Genomic DNA, 22918 nt, shown 5'->3' with positions numbered 1-22918 from the left:
GGATCGTGGCCGAAGGACGGCAAAATGTCGAGAGGGGGCCAGGGATACCGGCTAAGCCCGACTGACAAACCTCCGCGAATCGGTCATCTTAGTGGCAGCAGCCGTCGCCGAAACGCTCGATCACTGCGATCCAACCCGATTTACCTTGCCATCGCTTCCTTGTGGCCTGTCATGTCGCTCGAAATCATCTACTACCCGCATCCCACACTTCGCTATGTCAGCAAGCCGATCAAGCGTGTTGACGCCGGATTGCGAAAAATTGCTGACGAGATGCTGGATTTGATGTACGAGGCCCGCGGTGTGGGGCTGGCGGCAAACCAAGTCGATCTGCCGCTGAGACTATTTGTCGCAAATCCCACCGGCGAAAAAGGCAGTGGCGAAGAGTTCGTGGTCGTCAACCCCGAAGTCAGTCGGCCGAAGGGCAGCGAAGTGGGCGAAGAGGGGTGCCTGTCACTGCCGGGACTGACCGGAGACGTGATTCGCCCCAAATCGATCCGCATCAGCGCGTACGACCTGAAAGGCAATCCCATCGAAACCACGCTGGAAGGTTTTCTGGCTCGCGTTTTCTTGCACGAAATCGATCACCTGGACGGGACCCTGTTTTTCGATCGCATGGGCGAACACGCGGCGCAGGAACTGGAAGCCGGCATCGACGAGTTGGAAACCGATTTTCGCTCCAAACAGGCGACCGGATCGATTCCGCCGGATGACCAGTTGGTCGCACGGTTGGCCGAATGGACGAATAAATACTGCTGAGTCGAATCAGCGTTTTCTGAAAGAGAGCATCACCGTGCGTATCATCACCATGGGAACCGGTCCCTTTGCCGTTCCCTCGTTCGAAGCCATTCGTCGTTCCGATCACACGCTGCTGGCCGTCGTCACCAAACCCGAACCGCCGACCAAGAGCCGCAAGGGACCTCCGCCGGCTCCCGTGCGAACCTGGGCCTCGCAGCATGAGCTACCGATTCTGGATCCGGTCAGTATCAACGACGCCGAGGCGATCGCGCAACTCAAATCCCTCCAGCCCGATCTGTTGGTCGTTTGTGACTACGGCCAAATCCTGAAACCCGACGCGTTGGCGGTGGCGAAGTTGGGCGGAATTAATTTGCACGGATCGCTGTTGCCCGCCTACCGAGGTGCCGCCCCGGTCCAGCGAGCGCTGCTCAACGGTGATCGCGAAACCGGCGTCAGCGTGATCCATATGACGCCCAAGTTGGATGGCGGACCCATCGTGGCCACTCGTCGTACCGCCATCTCCGACCAGGAAACGGCCGGGCAACTCGAAGAGCGACTTTCGCAACTCGGCGTCGAGCTGGTGATGCAAAGCATCGACGAACTTTCGCGTTGGGACGGTGAGTCGACGATCGGTGAAATCCAAGACCCGGCGCTGGCTACCAAAGCGCCGCGATTGAGCAAACAGGAAGCACAAGTCGACTGGCGACGAAGCCGCCGAGAGATCGATTGTCTGGTGCGTGGCATGCAACCTTGGCCGATCGCGTTCACGACGATCAAGGTCCGCGAGAACAAGCCGCCGCTGCGATTGACCATCCTAAAGGTCACCCCGGTTGACGAGCCGACCGACGAGTTGCAGCCCGGGCAACTGACCGGCAGCAAGGAGTTGGTGGTGATGACCGGCGACGGCCCGTTGCGAATCGACACCCTCTGTCCGGCCGGTAAACGCGAGATGACCGGTGAAGAATTTCAACGCGGCTATCAACTGTCACGGGGATCGCAGTTTCAGTGATCACTCCTCGCTGGACACCAGCCGAATCAAGATCTCGTTGCGTCGCAGTGCCGCCGGCGTGAACGGTGGATCGTAGCCGGCCGCTTCTGCCGAGTCTTCGCCTTCAAGACCGCGGGACTCCATCCAGTCACGAAGCTTCGATTCCTGTTCCTTGGCAAGCTTGGAGTCCAATCGACCGGAAAAGCGAATCACCGCGAATCGTCCGCCCTTGCGTTCACGCAGCTTGACGCCTTCACCCTTCGGATTGGGTGCGCCCTCGGCGGCGACCTCCTTCGGCATCACGAACCCCATCGAAACGTCCGACTCGCCGATTTCACCCTCCATAAACACAGGCGTTGTCATCGCGATTTTCTGCTCCGCCTCGTTGGCTCCGCTGATGTATTGAAACAACCGCATAAAGCTTCCATCACGGCCTTGCGAATCCATTTTCGAATCGGTGGCGGCCAGCATCAGGTCCGGATACTCGCGAATTTCAATCGATCCGTCAGTCTCGATGACCTTGTATTCAGCCGACTCGTACCCCGCTCGGGTCGTCAATGCCACGGCGAACGCGCCGATCAAGGCGACTGCGACGAATCCCGTGACATAAATCATTGACCGTTTCATCCGCTTCCACTCCAACGTATTGAACTTTGCTTACCCGTTCAATGTAGACGGCAGGCAAGCACCGCCCCCGCCGCTGTACTCAAGCTGCGGAACGACGACAGCGAGACAACAGGGGCTCACGGGCAAAGTGCGGCGGCCGTTCGTCAGTCAAGGCCGTCCTTCTGATTGAGTTTCAGTCGATCGTGCGGATCACCTTGGCCGGGTTCCCAGCAACGACGACGCCGGGCGGCACGTCTATCGTCACCACGCTGCCGGCAGCGATGACACTGCGGTCACCAATCGTCACCCCAGGGCAGACGATCGCCTTGCCGCCAATCCAGACATCACTTCCGATCGTGACGGGTTTGCCAAACTCCTCGGTTCGGCGGGGCACCGCTTCCAGGGGATGGGTGGCCGTGTAGATGTGGACGCCGGGGCCGATGAAAACGAAGTCACCCAAGCGGACGTCGCAAACATCCAGAATCACGCAATCGAAATTGAAGTACACCTTTTCGCCGAGATGGATGTTCGTGCCATAGTCACAACGAAACGGCGGTTCCAGCCAAACGGAATCGCCACCGCTGGCGAACAGTTTTCGCAAGATGCTGCGTCGCAAGGCTTCGTCACGTGGCGACGCCTGGTTGAGCGTATGACATCGCATCCGGGCCGTCAGGCGGGCTTCTGCCAGCTCTGGATCGTTTGGATCGTAGCGCTCGCCGGCCAACATTTTTTCGCGTTCACTTGGCATGCCCAAATGAAAGTCACTCGACACTCTGGCGCCGTTGTTCTTCCATCGATTGAAAGTGCAGCGGCAGACCGCCGTCACGGCGATCGACCATCTGTTCCAAGACACGCTGATCGGTCTGATCGGTCTGGAAGCGGATTTCACCAGATCCGAACAGCACGTGGACGCCGGCGGGATGATGGCTGCCGATCGATCCGACCTCCAAAGGGGCCAACGACGCGGACGGATCTTCGTTGATCTGGATTCCATTCCCCACGTTGCGGAGTGTCGCACGGGTGCCGCTGAGCCAGCCCAGGTCGTCGTCGCGGAGCAGCTTTTCGGAAACGAATGCAGTGTTGGACATGCCGTCACTGATGTCATCCCGGCTGATCGGCACGTTCAAAACAAAGGCGCCGTGGTCGGTTTCGTCGATCGCCTTCTCCGTCGGATGATGCAAGCCCACATAGCAACTGGCATTGGGGGGATAGCGACCGGCGGACGGGCATTTCACGCCCGGATACTCGAGCTTCAAGACCGCCGCGTTCGTATCGTCGTAGATGCTGACGGAGCGATCGATCTGAGCTGCGACCACCGGCTGGTCGAGCAAATCGAGCAAACGTCCCAGCCAATTGTGATGATTCCCCACCGGTTCACTTTGCACCGGCCCTGAATCGGCAATCGTGCCGACGGGAAACTGTTGCCAGCGATCGTGATAGCTTTGCAGCGCCATCCCGATCGGCACCAACCGCGATTGGCACAGTGACCGGCGCGACGATTCCCGCATCGATTGCAACGCGGGCGCGGCCAGTCCCACCAGAATTCCGATGATCGCGATCACGACCAATAATTCGACCAACGTGAACGCTCGACGGGGTGTAGACATCGCTGGCAAATCAATTGGAGGTTCAAAAAAAATCGGGGAGATTGTCGTCTCGTTCGGGCAGCTCATGAGTCGCTCCTTGCAAGTCGCTGGATGGACAGGCCGGGTTGATCGTTGTGGTAGAGCGTGGCCTGGTACTGACGTTTCGTATCGGGACCATCGACGGATTCCACCAGGATCCATCGGTTCGAGTTCTGGTCCAGGGGCAGTCGCAGCGTTGAGCCAGGGTCAGGATCGGACTGTTCGACCGCCTCGATCGCCGATTCAAGGACCATGATCGACTGGTGATGCAGCGTGTGGTGACGTTCATTCGACGCATGACGCGTCGTCGACACGGCGAACGTGCCGACCAGCAAGGCCAAAATCAACACCAGGATCAACCCAATGGACCCGAAGCGTCTGATGCATAACGAGCGACGATTCATTCTCGTGTTGACCTTTCCGAAGCGAGGATTTCAATCGGTTGCTGGGGACGCTGCGTTGATGTGATCGTCCACCGGACGGCTCGGATTTCTTCCAGCCACTGAACGTCCACTTTGGCGTCCTTGCCGAACGCGTAGCGGTCGACCGACGGAGCCGAATCGTTTGATTCGACCAGCCGTCGCTGGACCAGCGATTCATTGTCGATCTGATAGGTAATGGTTCGATCCGAAGTCGCGGTGGTCAACTCCAGTTCGCCGTCTTTCACGACGCTGCGTGCGGAATGCCGCACGTCGCGGCGAATATCGTCGGCAAAACGGCGGATCTCTTGTCGGTGAAATTGGTTTTGGGTCGCTTCCAGGCTGCTTCGCCGCGCGATCGACACCAAGCTGATCACGCCGCCCAAGAGAGAGGCGGTCAAGGTGAGCACCAGCAGTAACTCGACCAGCGTGAACCCCCCGGCCGTTCCGGCACGTCCCACCCTGGGGCGTGGATGCGTCAGCGACGTCTTGATTCGGTTCATGACGTCGGCTCCAGTCGCCACAGGTGATGTCGCAATAGACGACCGCCGGTCTCCATCTTGATCGTCAGGTGAACTCCTTGTTTGGATTCGGTTTCGAACGGTTCGACGCTGACTTCCGCGTCCGAATCGGATTGCAACTCAGAGGCCGTGGTCGAAATCTGCGAATAGGGGACACTCGCCAACTGCTCGGCCAGATTCTCGATCACCAACTGTCGACGCAATCGATCCAATGAATCGCGATCGTAGTCCATCCGGGCTTGATGTGTTCTGAGCGCAATCCCAGTCGCGGCCGCCATAAACGCCATGGCGACCAACATCTCGAACAACATGTAACCATGTCGGCGTCGATGGTTCTGTCGATGGGAACGAGTCATGGAGTTCAAACTCTTATTCACGCGGGGGGCGGTTGGATGGTCATTCGTCTCGTCGCACTTGTTCTGTCACGGCCGGAAGGAACTGGAGATCAGCCGGCCATCCCTCCGATCAGGCCATACAAAAATAGAAACAAAAAGATCGTGTGGGACAGCACGAAGCCGCCGACCAGTACCGTCCCAAGCGGGACGAACCACGCCATGCGGATTTTCCAGCGATGCGATTGGCGGCGTCCCACATCGCTGACCAATTTCGTGATCGCAGCGGGCAAGTTTCCGTTGTTCGCTGCGCAGGTCAACCAAACTTGCTCACGGGCGGAGACAATTTTGCCGCCACGCATCGCGAAGGCCAATGGAGTGCCGGCATCGAGTAAACGGAGAGCCGATCGGCAACGCGAACGAATCCAACGGACGCGCGTGGATTCAGCCGCACACCGCAGAATCTGTGTCTCGGCTTGTCCGGCACGCATTCCGCGCTGCAGTGCCCGAAGGATTTCACAGCGCCACTGATCGATCGCCTTCTTACCAAACCAAGGGACGCAGCGCGCTATCCAATGCGGCAACCAGCGAACGATTCCAGCGAGCAACAACCAAACCAGCAGCAAGCCCACGACGATGTTTCCAACCCAGGCAGCGGTTTCGAGCGCGGCGTTGGCACGAATGCGTGCGAACGGCATTGAATCATAAAGTTCCGCGATCAGCGGGATCAGCACCGATCGGATGATCATACCGAACAACCAAGCGAGCAGCACCGTGACGATGACGTAAGTGAACTGTTGGGCGGCCAGCGTCATGGAACGCGACGCTTCGTTTTGGTGTTCAACGGGTGCGACCGGATCACGAATCAAATTCAGTTGCAACGATTCTTCGTCGGACGAAACATCGTGCCCGGGAATCAGAATCGCAGCCACGGTATCGGCATCCAATGGAAGTCCTGCGCGACGGGCGGCGTCGGCGATCGCTTCGCCCCGATACAGGCGTCTGACACAACGTTTGGCTTGGCGAGCGATTCGGCTGCGACATCCGTTGGCCAGGTGGTCGAGCAACGCGGGCAGAGCGACGCCGCTGTCGGCGGCCATCCGCAGCCATCGGTTGAGCGAACGCTGCTCCTCACGATAACGCATCCGGCTCGCCGCTGCGATGGACACGACAAACAGTGCGACCAACAACAAGGTCACCGGATGCGGTGCCGCGGCGCACACCGCCAACAAGCATATCACCCACATCACCCATTCCATCACGTCCAGAAACGCGATCAACAACACCGGCATTGTTATCGCCGGACGCCGCAGCAATGTTCGATTAACCGCGCGCAGGGTCGCCGCCAAAACAGCCGGAACCACAATCGCGACGAACAGTTGAAGGATCGAATCGGTCAATAGATCAACCCCCGTATCTGCGTCTGCATCGACACTCCCATCAACAGCAGTGCGAAAAAGGCGATGAAGACGGACGCCAACAGAAAACTGACCGACACGAATGCGGCCGTGCGATCAAGCCGCGATTGAGCCAAAACGTGACACTCCGACGTCGCGCGATGCCAGATCTGAACGGCTTGCTCGGTCGCTTGATCGGCGGCAAGCCCTTCGGTGGACGCAAGCCCTACGGTGGACAGGGCGGCCACCGCGGACAACGGTTGTTCTTGGATCGGTGACGATTGCAGAACCATCGACAGCGGATGGCCGAGCTCGATGCGTTTGGATGAAATTGCCGACCAGCGCCGCAGCCCGGCATGATGAACCGTCTCCGAAGCCTGCTGCAGCGCGTTCCCGTAGGTCTGTGAGCGCAGCAACGATTGATAGATCGATTGACAAAACTCGCCCATCGCGACCATCCGCATGGTCGATCCGATCCATGGCATCGACCCGGCGACGGTTGACAACAGCGGCGGGAGACGTTGCAGGATCATCATCAGGATGACGAGGTAGCCGAGGATCGCGAGGACCGCAGCGACGACGTAGCCCAACGCCGTCACCTTCATCCAAGTCACGTCCATCATCTCCGGTCTCCAGGAACGCAACACCACGGTGTCACTGGCGACTTCGGCCATGGTCAGAATCAAGTACACGCCGACCGCCAGGGCGGTCAGCAGATACAAAACCCCGATCGAAACCACGCGAGTCAGTCGGCGCCGCGTGTCTTCACGTATCGATTGCCAGAGTTCGAGTTCGGCGGTCGCGGCAATGCTGTTTTCCACGTCGATTTGCGGTTGATTCACTGAACCACCTCGCCGACGACGTCCAACAGCGGCTTCACAATGGCCTGCACCAAAATCACCATCATTCCGATCATCAACATCCATGTCACCAGACGCGGCAGCATTTCGGTCCACCACACTTGGTTGCGGTGAGACTGTTGCGTGTAGAGGTCGCTCAATCGTTGCAGATCCAACGCAATGCTCTCCGCTGGGCGGTTTCCGCTGACCAAATCCGCAACACAGCGACCGACCGGATCGGGCGTGTCGGGAGGGATCGCCAACGAGGATTCCGATGTCATTCCGCCGCGAATGTTCTCGATCACGCCGGCCCACGATGCGGTGAACGTGGGACCGACGACTTCGGCGGACGACTGGAGCAACCGGCCCAGTTCCAAGTCACCGGCATTCGTCGCATCCGGTCGGTCGGGCGGACTGACCTGGATCGCCAACCAGCGACAGAACGTGGCGTGATCGCGATACACCGAACCGCCGTTGATGGAACGGGAAAATCCCCAATACAACACCAGCGAAAACAATCCGACGACGACCAGGGTCGCGATGGCGGCCAGTAAAAAGTCTTGGGCAAAGGCCTGGCAGATTTCCGTGACTGACGGCGCGAACGCTGGTCGAATCAATTGCGACTCGGAGAGCGACACGAGGATCCAGGGCATCACGAAAAACAGAATCGCCGCGGATACGATGACGTTCAGCACCGGATTGATCGACGCGAAACGGATCCGACGTCGCGACTCATTGGCTTGGCGAATCAACCGTCCGGCCTCGTCAATCGGCACAGTGGACCCGGTCCGTGCCATGACTTCCATCGCAACTCGCAGCGGCGCCTGATAAGCACGTGACAACGACGCAATCGACTCTGACGCCGATTGCCCCCGGTCGATCTTGGATCGCACCGCCCTGGCCGCCCAACCGATTTTTCCCATCGATGCGTCATCCAAATCGGCCAGCCCCGCAATCAAGGGACGACCCGACGCCGCCATCGCCGACACCTCGTTCAGTAGCATCACCAGCGAGTCGTCGTCCAAGTTGATCTTCGGTGTGTCCGCTGACATCATGGTCGTCGCCCCAGCACACGAAACACTTCGTTTGCATCCGTCACGCCTTGGTCGATCAATCGCGCCGCCTGGTCGTGCAACGAATCGATCCCTGCGCGTGCGGCGATCGCGTCGATTTCAATCGCGGATCGGCCTTCGACCAACCCGTCGAATACTGCTTGGCCGGCCGACGATCCGTCGAAGGCGAGAAGTTGCGAGATCGGGATGCGTCCTTGGTATCCCGTACCGTGACACCCCTGGCAATTCGGATTCGGGGCTGAGTTTGATTCGGACGAACACGGCGAGCAGAGTCGCCGCACCAAACGTTGGCACAAGATGCCGCGCAGTCCGCTTTGGATCGCGTAACTGGGCAACTTCATTTGCACCAATCGACGCAGCGTCACGCCGATTGAGCTGGCATGGATAGACGAAAAACACAAATGGCCGGTCATCGACGCCGCCAAAACAGCTTCGGCGGTCTCAACGTCGCGGATCTCGCTGACCAGCAACACCTCGGCGTCCTGGCGAACCGCCGCGCGAAGCGCCGACGCCAGCGTCATGCCGCTGGTCGGCTGCAATTGACTTTGGCTGATCGAATCGATCACCGACTCGATCGGATCCTCGATCGTCAAAACGCTGCGCTGAAACCCGCTGCCGGCGATGTAGCGGAGACAGGCGTAGAGCGTCGTGGTCTTTCCGCTGCCGGCGGGGCCGGCGACGAGAAGCCATCCGTCACGTGAATCACACACCGATCGCAGTTGTTTTTCTGTTGGAGCATCAAAGCCGAGCTGATCCAAGTGACGAATCGATTCGCGGTCACTGATGATTCGGATCGCGGCGCGATTGCCGTGCACCGTCGGGAAAATGCCCAGCCGCATTTCGTATTCTGTTCCGCCCGCGTCTCGCCAACGAAGCGGCCCTTCCTGTGGAACGCCACCGCGATAGGACGGCAATCCCGACAACGCCATCAAGCGGGCAACCGGATCGCTTTGCTCGCTAGAGTCATAGGAATCAAACGGTTGCAGGACGCCGTTGAGCCGAAACGAGACCTCCCAGCGCCCCGATCGCGGTTGAAGGTGCACGTCACTCGCGCCACGAGCCAACGCGGCGGTCAAACATTCGTTGACCATCGCGATTGCGAATTCAGGGTCGGTGGATGATCGTCGCGATCGTGAGAAAGAAACCTGCATTCCGAATTCCAAAAAGCTCGCGTCACGGAGCACGCGTGATGCGGGAGATTGCTAAGCTATGGTTTTCAACCCACTGGAATAGACCATGAACCACCGCCGGTATGATAACGGATTCACGTTGCTGGAGTTGCTCGTTGTTGTTGGTGTGATCGGAATTTTGGTGGGACTGTTGTTGCCCGCGGTCCAAGCATCACGCGAAGCGGCTCGTCGGATGAGTTGTAGCAATAACTTGAAACAGGTGGCGTTGGGTGTAGCCCAGTATCACGATGCGTTCACGATCCTTCCGCCACACGGGACCGGGACGTTCAACAACACCAATGATCCGGCAGCGACCAATCAGTTTCGTCTGAGTTTCCTGGTGTCCATCACGCCGTTTCTCGGCAGCACGCCGCTGTGGAAAACCATCAGTAGCGAATGGACCGGACCACCGCCTGCGGGAGACTTACTCGCCGAGCAAGATGACTTCTATGACATGTCGATGGACGACGACGACTTTAACGAGCCGGAACATCGCTATCCGAGCATGGGACCGGTTCCGTCAATGGGATCCTATGAACCCTGGGATCATGAGGTCCCGACGTATCGTTGTCCGTCGGATCCGGGCATCGGATCACCCGCGTTGGGGCGGACCAATTATGCGGCGTGCCTGGGTGACGCGATCGAAGGGTTGGATGAAGGATTGTGGCGTTATCAGGATTCGAAGTGGTCGCCCAGCGGGGAGGCACAGATGCAGGCGACCGGACGCGGGATGTTTGTTCCCCGGATGATCACCTCCTTTGACGACGTCACCGACGGTCTGTCCACGACGATCATGCTGGGTGAGATCGCAACCGACCTTGGCGACAAGGACATTCGAACGGTTCCGTCGGTGGAAAACGGATGGACCGGTGGCGTGTTAGACGATGTGCAACTCTGTCGCAGCCAGATCGATCCAGAGCGTCCACGGTTTTGGGATGCACGCGGCGCGGTTCAGCTGTCGTCGATTCGCGGCCAGGGAAGAGGTTATCGTTGGGCAGACGCGATGCCGTTGATGACCGGGTTCAACACCGTCCTGCCGCCCAATACGCAACTCTGTTTCGGCGGCGACTCAACAACGATCGGAACGTTATCGATGAGCAGTCGTCACCAAGGCGGCGGCCACGTCGCAATGGGCGATGGTTCCGTCGTGTTCCTGACCGATTCGATTGAGTCGGGTGAAATGAAAGGCACCGTGACGCTCGATGGACATGGCCACCTGACTCCCGGCAGCCCAAGCCCCTTCGGGCTCTGGGGAGCGTTGGGAACACGCAATCAGAATGAGATGGTTGGCGAGTCTCTGTAGGCGGTCTGCCATGCACCCTCTGCCAAAATCCGTTCTAATCGAGTCCTTTTACCGGTCAACCTGAGGACCACTCTATGAGTACAACACGCATTCTGGCCGTAGTGATGGGATTGATTCCGATGACGATCGGTTGTGAATCAGATGAAGTGGAACAACCACCGGAAGTTGTCGGTGAACCAATCGAACCGCCGGGCAAAGTACTGCCAGAACAGGTCGATCCGGCACCCGTTTTATAAAGATGTAGTGCCTGAGTTGACGTACCAAGAGCAGATTATTCGAATTGAATCGCTCGCCAATAGGAGTTTCCTATGCGAATCTCGATGCTTGCCACCGTCTGTCTTTTTTCTGCGATTTGCTGTGTAGGCTACTCGCAACACACCACCCAAAAAACAGCGACAACGGGCGCTCCGGCCAAGCTGTTCATCGGGCAATCTCTCGCTGATTCAAAGAAGGCCCTCTCCGACCGGCAAGTTAAATTTGGAGAGGGCGGATTCGCCTTTGCCAAAGGAAATCCTGATGAAGGAAATCTGGTTGTGACGATTGACAACAATCACACCTATGCGTGTGTGTACTACTCAAAGTCACAATCGGTAATCACCAAGCTGGATATGGTTTTCTTTCCGTCTCGTCGACATGGCAAGGCAGCTGAGTCGTGGTTGCCCGCAACTGAGCTACAGCTGAACGATGACCGAAGTTATTGCGTGACGTTTGCGGCTCCTCTCATTGACGATGAACTGAGAGAAATGAAGCTCGGTCGCCCGGCATCTCAATTGCCATCTCTTGCCAAATAGCTGGCGAAAAGAATGCTGCGACGCTGCACCTACACATCCGAAACATTCGTGCGTCGCCGCAGGGCACGTTTTTGACGGAAGTGTGGTGGTGGCACGGGGGACTTTTCTTGAGCCGGATGGACGTTCGCGGGGGCTGCGGCGACGGCGGTGGGGGCGTTTGTGGGCGCGTTTGCGGGCAGCGGGTCGATCGCCTCGGCCATACGCTCGGCCCCGTCCATGTCCCCTAAGTACTCTTCGCGGACCTTGGGGTGTCGTTTCACTTCCTCGGGCGTCCCGTCGATCAAAACTTGACCTTGGTAGATCACGTAGCAGCGGTCCACCGTGCCCAAGATTTCGCGAGCCGCATGATCGGTAATCAAAACGCTGATTCCCGAATCACGCAGTTGCTTGATCACGCCCTGGATCGATTGCACCGTGACCGGGTCGATCCCCGCAAACGGCTCGTCCAACATCACGATCTTGGGATCCGAAACCAGGCACCGAGCGATCTCCAGCCGGCGTCGTTCCCCGCCGCTTAATCCCGCCGCCCGACTCTTGCGGATATGGGTGATGTTGAACTCTTCGAGCAATTCTTGGGTTCGGATTTTGCGTTGCTTGCGGTCCATCCCGAGCAGTTCCAACAACGCCGAGATGTTTTGTTCCACCGTCAGCTTCTTGAACACGCTGGGTTCTTGGGGCAGATAGCCCATGTGTCCATCACGGGCGCGGCGAAACATCGGCCAATCGGTGACATCGCGTCCGTCCAGATAAACTCGGCCGCGATCGGGTTGGATCATTCCGCAGATCATCCGGAAACTGGTCGACTTGCCGGCTCCGTTGGGGCCCAACAATCCGACGATCTCCGCCTTGCCGACGTGCAAATTGACTCCGTCAACGACGCGGCGTCTGCCGTAGGTCTTTTGCAAATCGATAGCTTCCAGAACCGTCGTGGGCTCGTCGTGATCGATACTCATCGCACTTGAAATCCGTTTCGAGAATGATTGATGACCGGCCGGTGCCAGTAGGAGTGCCAATGCCGGCACTAACGTATGAATCGGAAGCGGTCGAAATTGGGAGTGAAGGGGACGGGTGAATTCCAGGGGTGGGGCCAAAACACCATCAGTGCTTTGCCGACCAGCAAATCGCGTGGGACGTAGGACGCATCAGCGAACGCGTAGGCTTGATCGCGGAAACGGTCGGGCAGTCGGGCACCCAGTTTGGTTCCAGCCCAACAGCGCGCGTCCAGACTTTCGGGGCTATTGTCGCCCATCGGAAAGAATTGATTTTCTTCTAAGCGAAACGTCACCTTGCGGCGTGTTTGCCAGACGGGAAATTGTTCCCACAGTTCAGGACGCGCCATCACGTCTTGGATGTCTCGAAAGCTGACGTTTTGCTGTGCGAGTCGGTAAAGCTCGTTCATGTCGTAGTCAAAGATGCCGAACGAGCTGTTGTCGGTGGCGACGTAATACTTGTCGCGATCAATTTTGACTCGGTCAACCGTTGCTGCCCCGCCACGCACCGCGATGCCGACCGGCGCGGCGTCCATCGGATGGACGCCCGCTTGGTATCGCGGATACGCTTCGTCGTCGCCATGAAAAGCTCGGGCGTCGAACGTAGTCGGGCCGTCAAATTCGACCAACGCGTCGTCCACCCACAGCAACAGTTGGTCATCACAGTTGCTGAATCGGACCAAAAACGTTTCGCCGGCCCGCGCCCCGCTGGCTCCTTGCACCGAAGCCGCTTGTTTGCCATCGGTGCCGGTAAACTGCAGCGATTGGTCACCGTCTAAGATGACGAGTTTGGCGTTGCCGTTTGTCAGATCGATGCGGCATTGGTACTGAATCCCGGCCTCGATTAATTCCAACGTCAATTCCTTGCATTGACTCGACGCCGTCACCTCGGATTCGACAATCAGGTCACCGACCCAGTGCAAGCCGTCATCGGCAATACCGCGTTCGCCGAAGCGGGCATCGCCGCCGAATTGTGCCAACGGACCACCCGACTTGTAATCGGGATTCCATGGCGGCTTACCGGCCCATCGTGCGTTGGAGGGTGTTGTTTCATAGACATCGCGACTGGGGACCGTGATGTAGCAGTCATAGGCGTAGAAGTCGGTGATCAGTCGGCTGCTGTAGGGGGCAACCGTATTGAGCGGCCCACCCTTGGCGGCGGTGTTCCATTGCGTGTCGGTCGGCCAGCGGTGGAAGTAACGCAACCAGTGGGTCTCGGTTTCGTTCTTGGGCTCGACCGAGGCGACCAAACCGTCTTGGCTGCGATCGATCGTCCAAGAGTCCTCGGGCGGGGCCGAGGTGTTTTCTCGCCATGGTTGGATTCGGCTGGGGTAGCCGGACTTGATCAGCAAGTCCGACTGCTGGTCGGTGTCATAGACGTGGTGCCGCATCGCCAACAGTTTGTCGGCCGGTTTGCGGAGGATGACATCCGACGTCGGTTCATCGGTCGGTGCCGCGTAGACATCGCCATGAAAGACACTGATCGTTTCATTGGGCAGCCCGACGAGCCGTTTGATGTAGTTCTGTTTCGGGTTCCCCGGGAACTTGAACACGATCACGTCCCAGCGTTCGGGCTCGCTAAGCGTGTAGGCGAATTTACTGACCAGGATCCGGTCGCCGTTGAAGGTGGTCGCGTTGCTGTTCTCGGCCAGATCCAGGTTATTGATGTAGCGGCAATTGGGACAAATACCACCCACAACCGTGTCGTCTTGGTACGGCCCCCGGCGTTCTTTGCTGGCACCGATTTGGAAACGATGATCGCACTGTTGGCAATCGATATCCTTGTGAGCCCCCATCAGCGTCGGCGCCATCGAGCCGGTCGGGATCACAAAAGCTTCGGCGACAAACGCGCGAAACAGCAGCGCCAATACGAACGCGACCACAAACGCCTCAACAGTTTCCCGCTGGGCGGAGGTGCGGATCGAGTCGCCGAATCGTTGTTCCGGTGTCCGGTCATCCGACGACGCAGCCGACTCGGCACGCGAGGGTGTTTTTTTGGCGGCTTTGCCAGTGTCGTTCGAATTCTTCGATTTTCGCGTCATTCGTCGCTGCGGATCAACTTGAAAGGGGGAGAAAACTCTGGCAAAAGGCCGTTCCATGCAGGGATATTAGCTGGTTTATCGCTCGCTGGGAACTTCGATTGCATCGGGCGATTCTTGGCTGGGAACTCGTGCCGTCTCGCAGATTTGTGCGCGAGACAGCAAGTCGAGCGACAAAAAGGCGTGATCGACCCGCATTGCGAGGCGGATTTTAGATCGCCGGGGCAGGCGGGCGGGCATTCCAGCTGCACAATTTTGGTCGAATCGATAGAATACGAGCGGTCAATCAAACTGAAATTCCTCGTCGGCCGTCGGAAAGATGCTCCAACCTCTGCAACACGCTCCACGCCTCGTCTGGACCTGGTGCGCCGCCCTTTTGCTCGTCGGGGGGCTTTGCCAAGGCTCAATCGGCGTCGCTCGGGCAGCTGACGGTGACAGTCCGGCCGATGACAAAGCCAAAACGACCGACCAGTTGATCCAAGAGCTGATCGAAAAACTCGGCAGCGACAGCTATGCCACCCGAATGCGGGCCCGGAATCAGCTGAAGATGTACGGGCTAGAGGCGTTTGATGCCCTTCGCGAGGCTCAAAACCACGACGACAGCGAGATCTTGTCGGCCGCCCGCTATCTGATCAGCAGCCTACAAGTCAGCTGGTCGAAAGACTCCGATCCGAAAGAAGTCCAAGAGATCCTCAGCGAATATGGCGCCCAAAGCGAAGCCGATCGACTGGGACGCATTGAGCTGCTGGGGCGTTTGCGTGACCAAATGGGGGTCGAGGCGTTGGCGAGGCTGGCACGATTCGATCCCAGCGTCCCGCTCAGTCGTCGCGCGGCGATGTTGGTCCTGAAGCAGCCGCTCGGCCGCGAAAAGGTCAGCCGACGTCGCTTGGCCGAGCGGATCGAAGCGGTGATCGGAGACAACCCACGCGATTCGTCACAGTGGTTGCTGGCCTACGCAAAGGATCTGCAGGCGGGAAGTTATTCGCCCGAACGCTGGGAAGAACTCGTCCGCCAGCAGCGCAGGCAGGTCGATGCGGGGGTCAGCCCCGACGTCACATCGGCGTCGGTGATGCAGATGATTCGCGTGCTGGCAACGCGGGCCCTGGCCGAAGACGCACGCGAGGCGGCGTTGTCGCTAGTGATGGAGCACATCGATCTGATCGCCCCGGCGACTCGCGATCTGTCCGAGCATGCCGGGTGGTCGATTCGCCAAGGACTGTTCCCGATCGTGGTCGCACTCTACGAACGGCATCAACACGCTTTTGGCGAAAACGCCGAGTTGCTGTATTCGGCCGCGCAAGCCTATGACGAGATCGGCCAGAGCGAGTTGGCAGAGGAACTCGCCGCGGACGCGCTGCAGATCAACCCCCTGCCCGAAGTCGCCGCGAGTGATGCTGCCGAACCCGGTGAGGCGGAAAAACCGAAAGCGGACGAAAACGCGATCACCGACCACCAGCTGCAAGAGATCGCGTATGCCCATTATCAAGCCGCGTTGTTGCTGCGTTCGCGAGGGCGATTCGAATGGGCCGAACGCGAAAATCGAGAAATCATCAAGCATTGCGATATCGAATCAATCGTCGGCGTCAGCGCGCGTCAGGAATTGGCGCGGATGTTCAGCGAACAGCTGCGGCACGAAGACGCCGCGACGGTGTTGTTTCCGATCGCCGATCGGGCCAAGAAAGATCGCCTTTATCAATCGCGAATGTCGCGATGGCAAATCAGCCTGAGTCGGATCCGCAGCCTTTACGAATACGAAAGCGGTCTCGCGTTGCTGGAAAAAAACGGTGACGATCGGGCGACGTTGAACGAGGTCAAAAGCAAGCTGCAACTGGCCTATCGATTTGACAACGACAACATCGATATCCTGATTCGGATGTATCGTTTGGATGATCCCGGCGACCCCGATTGGAAGCCATCGGTGATCAAACAAATTGTCCAGAATCGCGATGCACTGCAGCAGCGCATCTCTCGGATCGAGTCCCGCAAAAAGATCATCAAGCCGGAAGACTACAAGGCGGAACTGGGCGAAGCGTACAATCAATACGCGTGGTTGGTCGCCAACACCGAAGGCGATTACGAACGTGCGTTGAAGTGCAGTCTGGATTCGTTGGAGTTCCTCGATTCGGAAGATCTGATGTACCGCGCCGCGCGGCTGGATACCTGTGCCCGTTGCTACTTTGCGCTCGGCCGGATCGAAGAAGCGGTGATCACGCAGGAACAAGCGATCAAGCTTGACCCGTTCTCACCCCCGATGCTCCGTCAGTTGAAACAGTTCAAAGCCGCGCTGTAACGCAGCCGGGTGTAGGGCATGCTGTGCATGCCAAGACGGGAAGGGCATGCTGTGCATGCCGAATGTCACGCACCGCATGACCGAACTCTTGGGAAAGTGAGGCTCGCGCCAAACGGCAGACCATCGTTTGAACTCAACCGGTTCACCCGCCGCGTGCCAGGCTGAGCAATTCGTCGCGTTTACGCAATCGCTCTTTCTTTTCTGCGTCGATCGATTCGCCTTCGGGTACCACAATCTTCTCCAACGTTGCTATGGCGTGGTCGCGGCGTTGTAGCACTCGCAGTTGGATCTGTGCCAGACGCAGACACGCATCGTCGGCCAGCGCGCCTTGTTTTTCCACCGCGAGGGCGAGCGGACGAATCGCATTGACCCATTGGCGTTGCGCGCACAGATCCGATGCGTATCGCATCAACGTCGTCTCGGCCAAACCCGCGCCGATTTTAAGCGTGTCCAATCGCAAGAACGCTTGTTGTGCCGCCGGCAAATTGTTTGATTGCAGACTCTGACGGAGCACGTAGGCCAAGCGATTGAATTCGGGATGGGCCTGACATTTCTCGGCCACACGCTCCGGCGACACTTCGGATGTCCGGCGTTTCTTTTTGCGAGACTTTCGTGGGGTCGCAGTCGCCGGCACGGCAGGGGAGGGTGATTTGGTTTTGGGTTTCCACTTGGTCGACGCGAGACCGATGTATTGACTTTTCGAGACATCGCCGCCGGTCACCTGCAACGCCTTTTCGACCGGGTTTTCTATTTCGTCGTGCTTGTCGCGATCACGTTGTCGCTGCTTTTCGCCGTACAGCAATGGGTATTGTTGCAACCACTCGTTGCGGGAGATCGCATCCCAGCCTTCACAATCAACCTCGTCGGTTTTCAGAAAGTAGATTCCGATCGGGAATCCCATCAGGGCACCGATCACGTGTCCCATCGCGCCCGACATCGCAAAACCGCTAAACACGACGGAGAGGACATCCATGCCGATGAAGAACACACAGATCGTGACGATGCGTGGTTCGGCGGTCCCCACGAACGGGAAGAAGAAGTAGAAGACACTGATTTCGTTTTCCGGGGCCCAAATCAGCGCGATCACCATCAGGGTCGAAATCACACCCGACGCACCGCCGGCGGCTTCTTCGCCGCCCAGAAAAAACATTGGGATCTGCACCACCGCGCCGATCAACAGACAGGTCGCCAGGTAGATCCCCAAGAAGCGACGATTTCCGACTTTGCCTTCCACCACCAAGCCAAAGCAGAACAGGAAGAACATGTTGCCCATCAGGTGAAATGGGTCAAAGTGCATGAAATTGCCAGTCAGCCATTGCAGCGGATTGATTTGGTTGAACTGGATCAACAACCAATCAATTTGTTCCGGTTCCCAATTGCCGATGAAGACCTGGAACGTGGTCGCAAAAAACACGACGATGTTCGTGACGATCAAACCTCCCGTGACCCAAGGCAGGTGATAGAGAGGCGCGTCGGTGCTGTAGGGGATGATCATCCAAAGGACTCACGAAGAGCGGTCGGCCCCGACGATCTTGCCACGAACCGTTTCGTTGACCCATGCAAATCGTCGTTTGCCCAGATCATACACCAATCGCGGCGCCCACTCACGCTTCCGGACGAGATGCCGGCACGTGGCGTTAGCCGGTGGCTCGTGGCTCGGGGATTACCCCATGCGCCGCCCAACCACGCGTCCCGCCGGGATTCCGGCACGTGGCGTCAGCCAGTGGCGCGTGGCTTGGGACCTGCGTTGTTGTTCCGATGTGGGTATCCTATAGCATCACTTGCCGTCCGACTTCTTACTCGATCTTCCTCCGCCATGCGTCCAAACGCGCCGCCCGACCGATCTTCTGGCACTGGAACGACTTTGCCGCCTCCTCCTGTCGCGGCCGATTGATGCTGCGTCGATGGATTGTCGGAATGCTGCTCGGGACCGCTCTGGTGGCCGTCACTTCGCCGTGGTTCGTTCGCAGTTACGTGCCGCGCATCGAAGACCCGACGCGGGGAGTCGCGGTGCTGCAACCGGGATCGGATTACCGTTGGCGCAGCGAAGGATACGCGACGACGCAGATCGGACCGATGGGAATGCCGGGGAGGGTGACCCTGGAACACGAGGAACTCGGCGGACTGCGTTTGGCACTCTGGGGAGATTCTCAGGCCGAAGGGGTTTGTGTGGAGGATCGCGAAAAGATCGCGGCCCAGGTGGCGAGGCTGTCGTCGAATCAGATCCACGTTTATCCGTTCGCGCGCAGCGGCGACGACTGCAACGACTGGATCGCACAGATCGCAACGCTACGTGACAACGATGCGTTCACGGTTGACGCCCACGTCTTTCTGATCGTCGAGTGGTCCGACTGGACAGCTGAAATCGCTGATGCCAAGGAGGAGCTGGATCCATCACAGTCCAAAATCAGTGCGACGTTTCCCGCCTTCCTGATCCAAACCGTTCGCAACATCCTGACGACCGGTGACGGAACGACACGGCGTCGACTCAGGTTTCGTCCCGGACCGGTCGAGTCGCCAACAGTTTCAAGCCGATCGGGGACATCGAATCAGACACTGACGTCGTTGGCAAAGCGTTTGTCTGGCCAGTTGGAACGGCTGCGCGGGCAATGCGACGCGCCGTGCATCTTCGTTTACGCACCCTTGATCCCCGCCATCACCGACGGTGAAACTATCTTCAATGACCCGGATCAGCATGTGTTCGACCGTTTCCGCCAATTGTGTTCCGGGCATGGGTTTTACGTGCTCGATGCGCGAGACGCGATGGTTGCTGCTGCCCGCGGGGGCGATTGGCCGCGAGGATTTCACAACGGCCAATTCGGGGTGGGGCACTACAACGCGACGGGAAACCGGATCATTGCGGAACAACTGTTGGCGTTTTCCGATCGGTTCGGGGCGTCCGGGCAAGCCCAAAACGACGATCCGGCGAAGGACTGATCCACGATGCAGTTCACGCAGATCGAGTTTCTGATCTTTCTGGGATTGATCCTATTGGCCGTTTGGCGTTGTCGCACACGAGTGACGCGCAATCTGATCCTGCTGGCGGCCAGCTACTACTTCTATTCGTATTGGGACTACCGTTTTTGTGGTCTGTTGTTGTTATCCACAGCGGTGGACTATTTCGTGGCCCGACGGATTTCGCATGCAGCATCGTCTCGGGCCAAGCAGGCTTGGTTGGGCGTCAGCCTTGGCGTGAACTTGGGTGTCCTCGGATTTTTCAAGTACTTCAATTTCTTTATCGAGTCCGCGACACCGTTGATCGAATCGGCCGGTCTCAACGCGAGCACGTTGAACATCATCTTGCCGGTCGGCATCTCGTTTTACACCTTCCAGACGCTCAGCTACACGATTGACGTCTATCGCGGAAAAATCCGGCCGACCGATTCGCTACTCGATTTCGCGTTGTATGTCGCGTTCTTTCCCCAGTTGGTCGCCGGGCCGATCGTTCGCGCCAGCGAGTTATTGCCACAGCTAGCGCGGCGGCCGAACTGGTCAGCGCTACGTTTTTTCGGCGGGTTTCAACTGGCGCTTTGCGGACTGATCAAAAAAGTGTTGTTGGCGGATCGATTGGGCGAAGTGGTCGACGTCGTGTTCGCCGCCCCGCAATTGTATGGCGGCCTGACCGTGTGGCTGGCCGTGATCGGGTACGCCGGGCAGATCTACTATGACTTTTCCGGCTACACCGACATCGCGATCGGTGTCGCGAAGATGCTTGGTTATCGTTTTCCCAAAAACTTTCGACACCCTTACTTGGCGACCAGCGTGGCGGATTTTTGGCATCGCTGGCACATGACGCTTTCACGTTGGCTGCGCGACTATCTTTACATTCCGCTGGGCGGCAGTCGCAGGGGGCCAATTCGAACCAACGTCAATCTGATCATCACGATGGTGCTGGGCGGCCTGTGGCACGGGGCGGCATGGACGTTCGTGCTGTGGGGCTTCTGGCACGGCGCGGCGCTGGTCTGCGAACGCGAACTCCACCGCCGGTATGACGTGCGCAAGGCCGTGTGGCTGGGAAGGCTGTCGACGTTCTTGGTGGTCGTTTTCGGCTGGGTGCTGTTTCGCAGCACGTCATTGGACCACGTTGCGTCGATCACGCGGCAGTTGCTGTTTCAGTCACCGGGAATCAATTGGTATCCGCCGTTGGCGATCGCAGCGATCGGGATCATGGTGCTGGAACATGCCGCCTGGACGACGCGTCTGAGAATCGCGATGCGGTTGCGTGCCGACCGCTGGTACACCCCGATTGCGACGACGGTGATGATCTGGTGCCTGGTCTTGTACGCGCCACGAGGATTTACGCCGTTCGTGTACTTTCAGTTCTGATGCGATCAGTGCAGCGAGATCGCTTCTTGCAAGGGTCTTAAGACGGCGCTGACGAGATACTCGTCGACCAGATCGCGGCACAGGGAGGACAGCCGCATGAATTCTTTGTCAAACGATTCATCCGGTCCCAGGCTGTCGTATCGGCGCACGGTCAGGTAGACGCTCAGTTGATCTTCGCTGTACTCGCCCGTCCGCACTTGATAGGCCGTGGTCCGGGATTCGAAACTGATTCGGCACTGCGTCCGGCATTCTTCATCGAGCGCGAATTGCAGCGACGGTTCGTTGGAGAGTACTTTGCCGTAGGGCAGCGTGGTAAAGCGTTCCAACGCCGGCGCGATTCCGATCGCCTGGTTCAAAATCTCGTTGTGGTTCCCGCGATAGTTGAAATCGAATCCCAGCATCACACTCAACGCCTCGCAATCCAGTGGCGTGATGGAAAGCTCATAGGGAACCAGTTCCAAGATGCTGCGGTGTTGGTCAATCGCGGCCTCCAACGATTCGGGGTTCACCGAACCGCTGTTGAGCCGACGGGGTTCGATGGAAACCCAGCGGTAGGAACCCTTTTCCTTTTCCTCTTCGAGCACAAATTCTGACTTCTCGCGGGAATAGAAGTTCAGCATCTGGGGGTAACGACGTCTGACCTGTTCGAAATAGTGCAGCACGGACTCGCGATTTTGCGGCAGATCCATTTCGGTCGCCAAGTTCATGTTGAGATAAAAATCATCGCTGAACATTCCGTAATCGCTCATCCGCTGCAGAGTCCTTGTATTGGTGTGAAGTCCAACCGAGCCGTTGGAAAGAAGAGATTGGGGCGGCGTCTGCCGCGGCTACTTCGTGAAGACGACAACATCATCGAAGGCGTTTAAGTCGTCAAACGATCCGAGGCCGATTCGTCCGTTGGTGAACGTCTTGTCAAATACCTCCATCTGCGGTTGAGCCATGTCATCGAAAAAGATCGCGATTCGGCCGGATTCGACATCACGCACCAATTTGACCTGGTGCCATTGGTCGTCCCAAGGCGTTTCGCGGGTGTTGTTGGTCAGTGCCCGACGCGGTGCTTCGTTGACGATCATGATCTGGCCGCTGTGCGGGTCGGGTCGGGCCCCCAGGTGCACGTAATAAAAGTGCTGGTCGTCGCGATAATTGAAAAACACGCAGCAATCGCGATGGTTTCCGGTGTCTTTGGTACTTTTGACCCGAAAGTGGATTTCGAAGCTGCCCAGTTCCAGGTCCTTGATCAGTGCGACATGCAGCGGGCTGCGAACCGGCGGCTTGTACTCGCTGCTGCGGTCGGTGATTTCGATCGTCTTGGAGCCGTCGTGCGTGCTGTGTTTCCAGGTCTTCGGGTCGAGCATTTCCCAACGCGTCGTCCCCGACTCGAAATCATCGGTAAAAACCGGCTCATCGGCGTGACTGCGTCCTAGGCCGCAAAGTCCCTGGCCCCAGACCATGCCGGCGAGGATCAGCACGACGAGA

At 58.2% G+C, this 22918-nt stretch carries 23 protein-coding genes; 8 read left to right on the top strand and 15 right to left on the bottom strand.

The genetic code is table 11. The annotated features are described in order from the left end of the window. The first annotated feature begins 171 nt into the window (after nt 1-171). Together def and fmt are read left to right on the top strand one after the other, a co-directional pair. Nucleotides 172-756, top strand: coding sequence for a peptide deformylase (def, locus tag TBK1r_RS05800; protein WP_145208050.1), 585 nt, complete (start codon nt 172-174; stop codon nt 754-756). A 49-nt stretch (nt 757-805) separates the two neighbouring features. Beyond that, nucleotides 806-1744: a methionyl-tRNA formyltransferase gene (fmt, locus tag TBK1r_RS05795; protein ID WP_419581533.1), complete on the top strand. Its 939-nt coding sequence runs from the start codon at nt 806-808 to the stop codon at nt 1742-1744. Here the strand turns inward: fmt and TBK1r_RS05790 are convergent, their stop codons facing one another. The 10 genes from TBK1r_RS05790 to TBK1r_RS05745 all read right to left on the bottom strand — a co-directional run bounded on the left by TBK1r_RS05790 (nt 1745) and on the right by TBK1r_RS05745 (nt 9686). Beyond that, on the bottom strand, nt 1745-2350 hold the full coding sequence (locus tag TBK1r_RS05790) for an SOUL family heme-binding protein (RefSeq protein ID WP_145208045.1): 606 nt from the start codon (nt 2348-2350) through the stop codon (nt 1745-1747). A 172-nt stretch (nt 2351-2522) separates the two neighbouring features. Further along, nucleotides 2523-3077: a sugar O-acetyltransferase gene (locus TBK1r_RS05785; protein ID WP_145208043.1), complete on the bottom strand. Its 555-nt coding sequence runs from the start codon at nt 3075-3077 to the stop codon at nt 2523-2525. Between the two features lie 13 nt (nt 3078-3090). Beyond that, entirely contained in the window at nt 3091-3936 is an 846-nt protein-coding gene (locus TBK1r_RS05780; protein ID WP_145208041.1) for a DUF1559 family PulG-like putative transporter, read from the bottom strand. 62 nt (nt 3937-3998) lie between these two features. After that, entirely contained in the window at nt 3999-4304 is a 306-nt protein-coding gene (locus TBK1r_RS05775; RefSeq protein WP_419581010.1) for a hypothetical protein, read from the bottom strand. A 50-nt stretch (nt 4305-4354) separates the two neighbouring features. Continuing rightward, the gene (locus TBK1r_RS05770) at nt 4355-4876 is read right to left on the bottom strand and encodes a hypothetical protein (protein ID WP_145208038.1); all 522 of its coding nucleotides are present in this window, start codon (nt 4874-4876) and stop codon (nt 4355-4357) included. Continuing rightward, a complete protein-coding gene (locus TBK1r_RS05765; protein ID WP_419581009.1) occupies nt 4873-5250 on the bottom strand; it encodes an acyltransferase in 378 nt (125 codons plus the stop codon). The genes TBK1r_RS05770 and TBK1r_RS05765 overlap by 4 nt, the downstream gene beginning before the upstream one ends. A gap of 89 nt (nt 5251-5339) precedes the next feature. Next, nucleotides 5340-6626 carry a type II secretion system F family protein gene (locus TBK1r_RS05760; protein WP_145208036.1) on the bottom strand — a complete coding sequence of 429 codons (1287 nt, stop codon included), beginning with the start codon at nt 6624-6626 and terminating at the stop codon, nt 5340-5342. After that, on the bottom strand, nt 6623-7465 hold the full coding sequence (locus TBK1r_RS05755) for a hypothetical protein (RefSeq protein ID WP_145208034.1): 843 nt from the start codon (nt 7463-7465) through the stop codon (nt 6623-6625). Before TBK1r_RS05755 ends, TBK1r_RS05760 begins: the two co-directional genes overlap by 4 nt. After that, a complete protein-coding gene (locus tag TBK1r_RS05750; protein WP_145208032.1) occupies nt 7462-8517 on the bottom strand; it encodes a type II secretion system F family protein in 1056 nt (351 codons plus the stop codon). The genes TBK1r_RS05755 and TBK1r_RS05750 overlap by 4 nt, the downstream gene beginning before the upstream one ends. Next, nucleotides 8514-9686: a GspE/PulE family protein gene (locus TBK1r_RS05745; protein ID WP_145208031.1), complete on the bottom strand. Its 1173-nt coding sequence runs from the start codon at nt 9684-9686 to the stop codon at nt 8514-8516. The genes TBK1r_RS05750 and TBK1r_RS05745 overlap by 4 nt, the downstream gene beginning before the upstream one ends. Before the next feature lie 85 nt (nt 9687-9771). Between TBK1r_RS05745 and TBK1r_RS05740 the strand changes: the two genes are divergently transcribed. The 3 genes from TBK1r_RS05740 (at nt 9772) to TBK1r_RS05735 (ending at nt 11798) form a co-directional block, all read left to right on the top strand. Next, entirely contained in the window at nt 9772-11007 is a 1236-nt protein-coding gene (locus TBK1r_RS05740) for a DUF1559 domain-containing protein (RefSeq protein WP_145208029.1), read from the top strand. A 74-nt stretch (nt 11008-11081) separates the two neighbouring features. Continuing rightward, nucleotides 11082-11243, top strand: coding sequence for a hypothetical protein (locus TBK1r_RS38340; RefSeq protein WP_419581007.1), 162 nt, complete (start codon nt 11082-11084; stop codon nt 11241-11243). 72 nt (nt 11244-11315) lie between these two features. Further along, nucleotides 11316-11798, top strand: a complete 483-nt coding sequence (locus TBK1r_RS05735) for a hypothetical protein (protein WP_145208027.1) — start codon at nt 11316-11318, stop codon at nt 11796-11798. 29 nt (nt 11799-11827) lie between these two features. Here TBK1r_RS05735 and lptB read toward each other — a convergent pair whose 3' ends face one another. Next, nucleotides 11828-12751 (bottom strand): LPS export ABC transporter ATP-binding protein, encoded by a 924-nt coding sequence (gene lptB / locus TBK1r_RS05730; protein ID WP_145208025.1) that lies wholly within the window; start codon nt 12749-12751, stop codon nt 11828-11830. 68 nt (nt 12752-12819) lie between these two features. Next, a complete protein-coding gene (lepB, locus tag TBK1r_RS05725; protein WP_419581006.1) occupies nt 12820-14829 on the bottom strand; it encodes a signal peptidase I in 2010 nt (669 codons plus the stop codon). A 316-nt stretch (nt 14830-15145) separates the two neighbouring features. On the opposite strand from lepB, the gene TBK1r_RS05720 reads away from it, so the two are divergent. Then, a complete protein-coding gene (locus TBK1r_RS05720; RefSeq protein ID WP_145208023.1) occupies nt 15146-17116 on the top strand; it encodes a tetratricopeptide repeat protein in 1971 nt (656 codons plus the stop codon). Between the two features lie 142 nt (nt 17117-17258). Here the strand turns inward: TBK1r_RS05720 and TBK1r_RS05715 are convergent, their stop codons facing one another. Next, nucleotides 17259-18611, bottom strand: coding sequence for a rhomboid family intramembrane serine protease (locus TBK1r_RS05715; RefSeq protein ID WP_145208021.1), 1353 nt, complete (start codon nt 18609-18611; stop codon nt 17259-17261). A gap of 263 nt (nt 18612-18874) precedes the next feature. Between TBK1r_RS05715 and TBK1r_RS05710 the strand changes: the two genes are divergently transcribed. Then, on the top strand, nt 18875-20053 hold the full coding sequence (locus tag TBK1r_RS05710) for a hypothetical protein (RefSeq protein ID WP_145208019.1): 1179 nt from the start codon (nt 18875-18877) through the stop codon (nt 20051-20053). 6 nt (nt 20054-20059) lie between these two features. Continuing rightward, nucleotides 20060-21442: an MBOAT family O-acyltransferase gene (locus TBK1r_RS05705; protein ID WP_145208017.1), complete on the top strand. Its 1383-nt coding sequence runs from the start codon at nt 20060-20062 to the stop codon at nt 21440-21442. A gap of 5 nt (nt 21443-21447) precedes the next feature. Here the strand turns inward: TBK1r_RS05705 and TBK1r_RS05700 are convergent, their stop codons facing one another. Together TBK1r_RS05700 and TBK1r_RS05695 are read right to left on the bottom strand one after the other, a co-directional pair. After that, nucleotides 21448-22191 (bottom strand): hypothetical protein, encoded by a 744-nt coding sequence (locus TBK1r_RS05700; protein WP_095738049.1) that lies wholly within the window; start codon nt 22189-22191, stop codon nt 21448-21450. 78 nt (nt 22192-22269) lie between these two features. Beyond that, on the bottom strand, nt 22270-22893 hold the full coding sequence (locus TBK1r_RS05695) for a hypothetical protein (RefSeq protein WP_145222086.1): 624 nt from the start codon (nt 22891-22893) through the stop codon (nt 22270-22272). Nucleotides 22894-22918: the final 25 nt, after the last annotated feature.

Origin of the sequence: Stieleria magnilauensis (assembly GCA_007753675.1) — a bacterium.
GTDB classification, from domain to species: domain Bacteria; phylum Planctomycetota; class Planctomycetia; order Pirellulales; family Pirellulaceae; genus Stieleria; species Stieleria magnilauensis.
This window is presented reverse-complemented; position numbering and strand designations above follow the sequence as displayed.

What these genes read in the sequence shown, in the direction of transcription:
- TBK1r_RS05785 (WP_145208043.1), bottom strand. Translation starts at nt 3,077, where the DNA reads ATGCCAAGTGAACGCGAAAAAATGTTGGCCGGCGAGCGCTACGATCCA.
- TBK1r_RS05720 (WP_145208023.1), top strand. Translation starts at nt 15,146, where the DNA reads ATGCTCCAACCTCTGCAACACGCTCCACGCCTCGTCTGGACCTGGTGC.
- fmt (WP_419581533.1), top strand. Translation starts at nt 806, where the DNA reads ATGGGAACCGGTCCCTTTGCCGTTCCCTCGTTCGAAGCCATTCGTCGT.
- def (WP_145208050.1), top strand. Translation starts at nt 172, where the DNA reads ATGTCGCTCGAAATCATCTACTACCCGCATCCCACACTTCGCTATGTC.
- TBK1r_RS38340 (WP_419581007.1), top strand. Translation starts at nt 11,082, where the DNA reads ATGAGTACAACACGCATTCTGGCCGTAGTGATGGGATTGATTCCGATG.
- TBK1r_RS05710 (WP_145208019.1), top strand. Translation starts at nt 18,875, where the DNA reads ATGTGGGTATCCTATAGCATCACTTGCCGTCCGACTTCTTACTCGATC.
- lptB (WP_145208025.1), bottom strand. Translation starts at nt 12,751, where the DNA reads ATGAGTATCGATCACGACGAGCCCACGACGGTTCTGGAAGCTATCGAT.
- TBK1r_RS05750 (WP_145208032.1), bottom strand. Translation starts at nt 8,517, where the DNA reads ATGATGTCAGCGGACACACCGAAGATCAACTTGGACGACGACTCGCTG.
- TBK1r_RS05735 (WP_145208027.1), top strand. Translation starts at nt 11,316, where the DNA reads ATGCGAATCTCGATGCTTGCCACCGTCTGTCTTTTTTCTGCGATTTGC.
- TBK1r_RS05765 (WP_419581009.1), bottom strand. Translation starts at nt 5,250, where the DNA reads ATGACTCGTTCCCATCGACAGAACCATCGACGCCGACATGGTTACATG.
- TBK1r_RS05740 (WP_145208029.1), top strand. Translation starts at nt 9,772, where the DNA reads ATGAACCACCGCCGGTATGATAACGGATTCACGTTGCTGGAGTTGCTC.
- TBK1r_RS05700 (WP_095738049.1), bottom strand. Translation starts at nt 22,191, where the DNA reads ATGAGCGATTACGGAATGTTCAGCGATGATTTTTATCTCAACATGAAC.
- TBK1r_RS05770 (WP_145208038.1), bottom strand. Translation starts at nt 4,876, where the DNA reads ATGAACCGAATCAAGACGTCGCTGACGCATCCACGCCCCAGGGTGGGA.
- TBK1r_RS05780 (WP_145208041.1), bottom strand. Translation starts at nt 3,936, where the DNA reads ATGTCTACACCCCGTCGAGCGTTCACGTTGGTCGAATTATTGGTCGTG.
- TBK1r_RS05715 (WP_145208021.1), bottom strand. Translation starts at nt 18,611, where the DNA reads ATGATCATCCCCTACAGCACCGACGCGCCTCTCTATCACCTGCCTTGG.
- TBK1r_RS05745 (WP_145208031.1), bottom strand. Translation starts at nt 9,686, where the DNA reads ATGCAGGTTTCTTTCTCACGATCGCGACGATCATCCACCGACCCTGAA.
- lepB (WP_419581006.1), bottom strand. Translation starts at nt 14,829, where the DNA reads ATGACGCGAAAATCGAAGAATTCGAACGACACTGGCAAAGCCGCCAAA.
- TBK1r_RS05790 (WP_145208045.1), bottom strand. Translation starts at nt 2,350, where the DNA reads ATGAAACGGTCAATGATTTATGTCACGGGATTCGTCGCAGTCGCCTTG.
- TBK1r_RS05705 (WP_145208017.1), top strand. Translation starts at nt 20,060, where the DNA reads ATGCAGTTCACGCAGATCGAGTTTCTGATCTTTCTGGGATTGATCCTA.
- TBK1r_RS05695 (WP_145222086.1), bottom strand. Translation starts at nt 22,893, where the DNA reads ATGGTCTGGGGCCAGGGACTTTGCGGCCTAGGACGCAGTCACGCCGAT.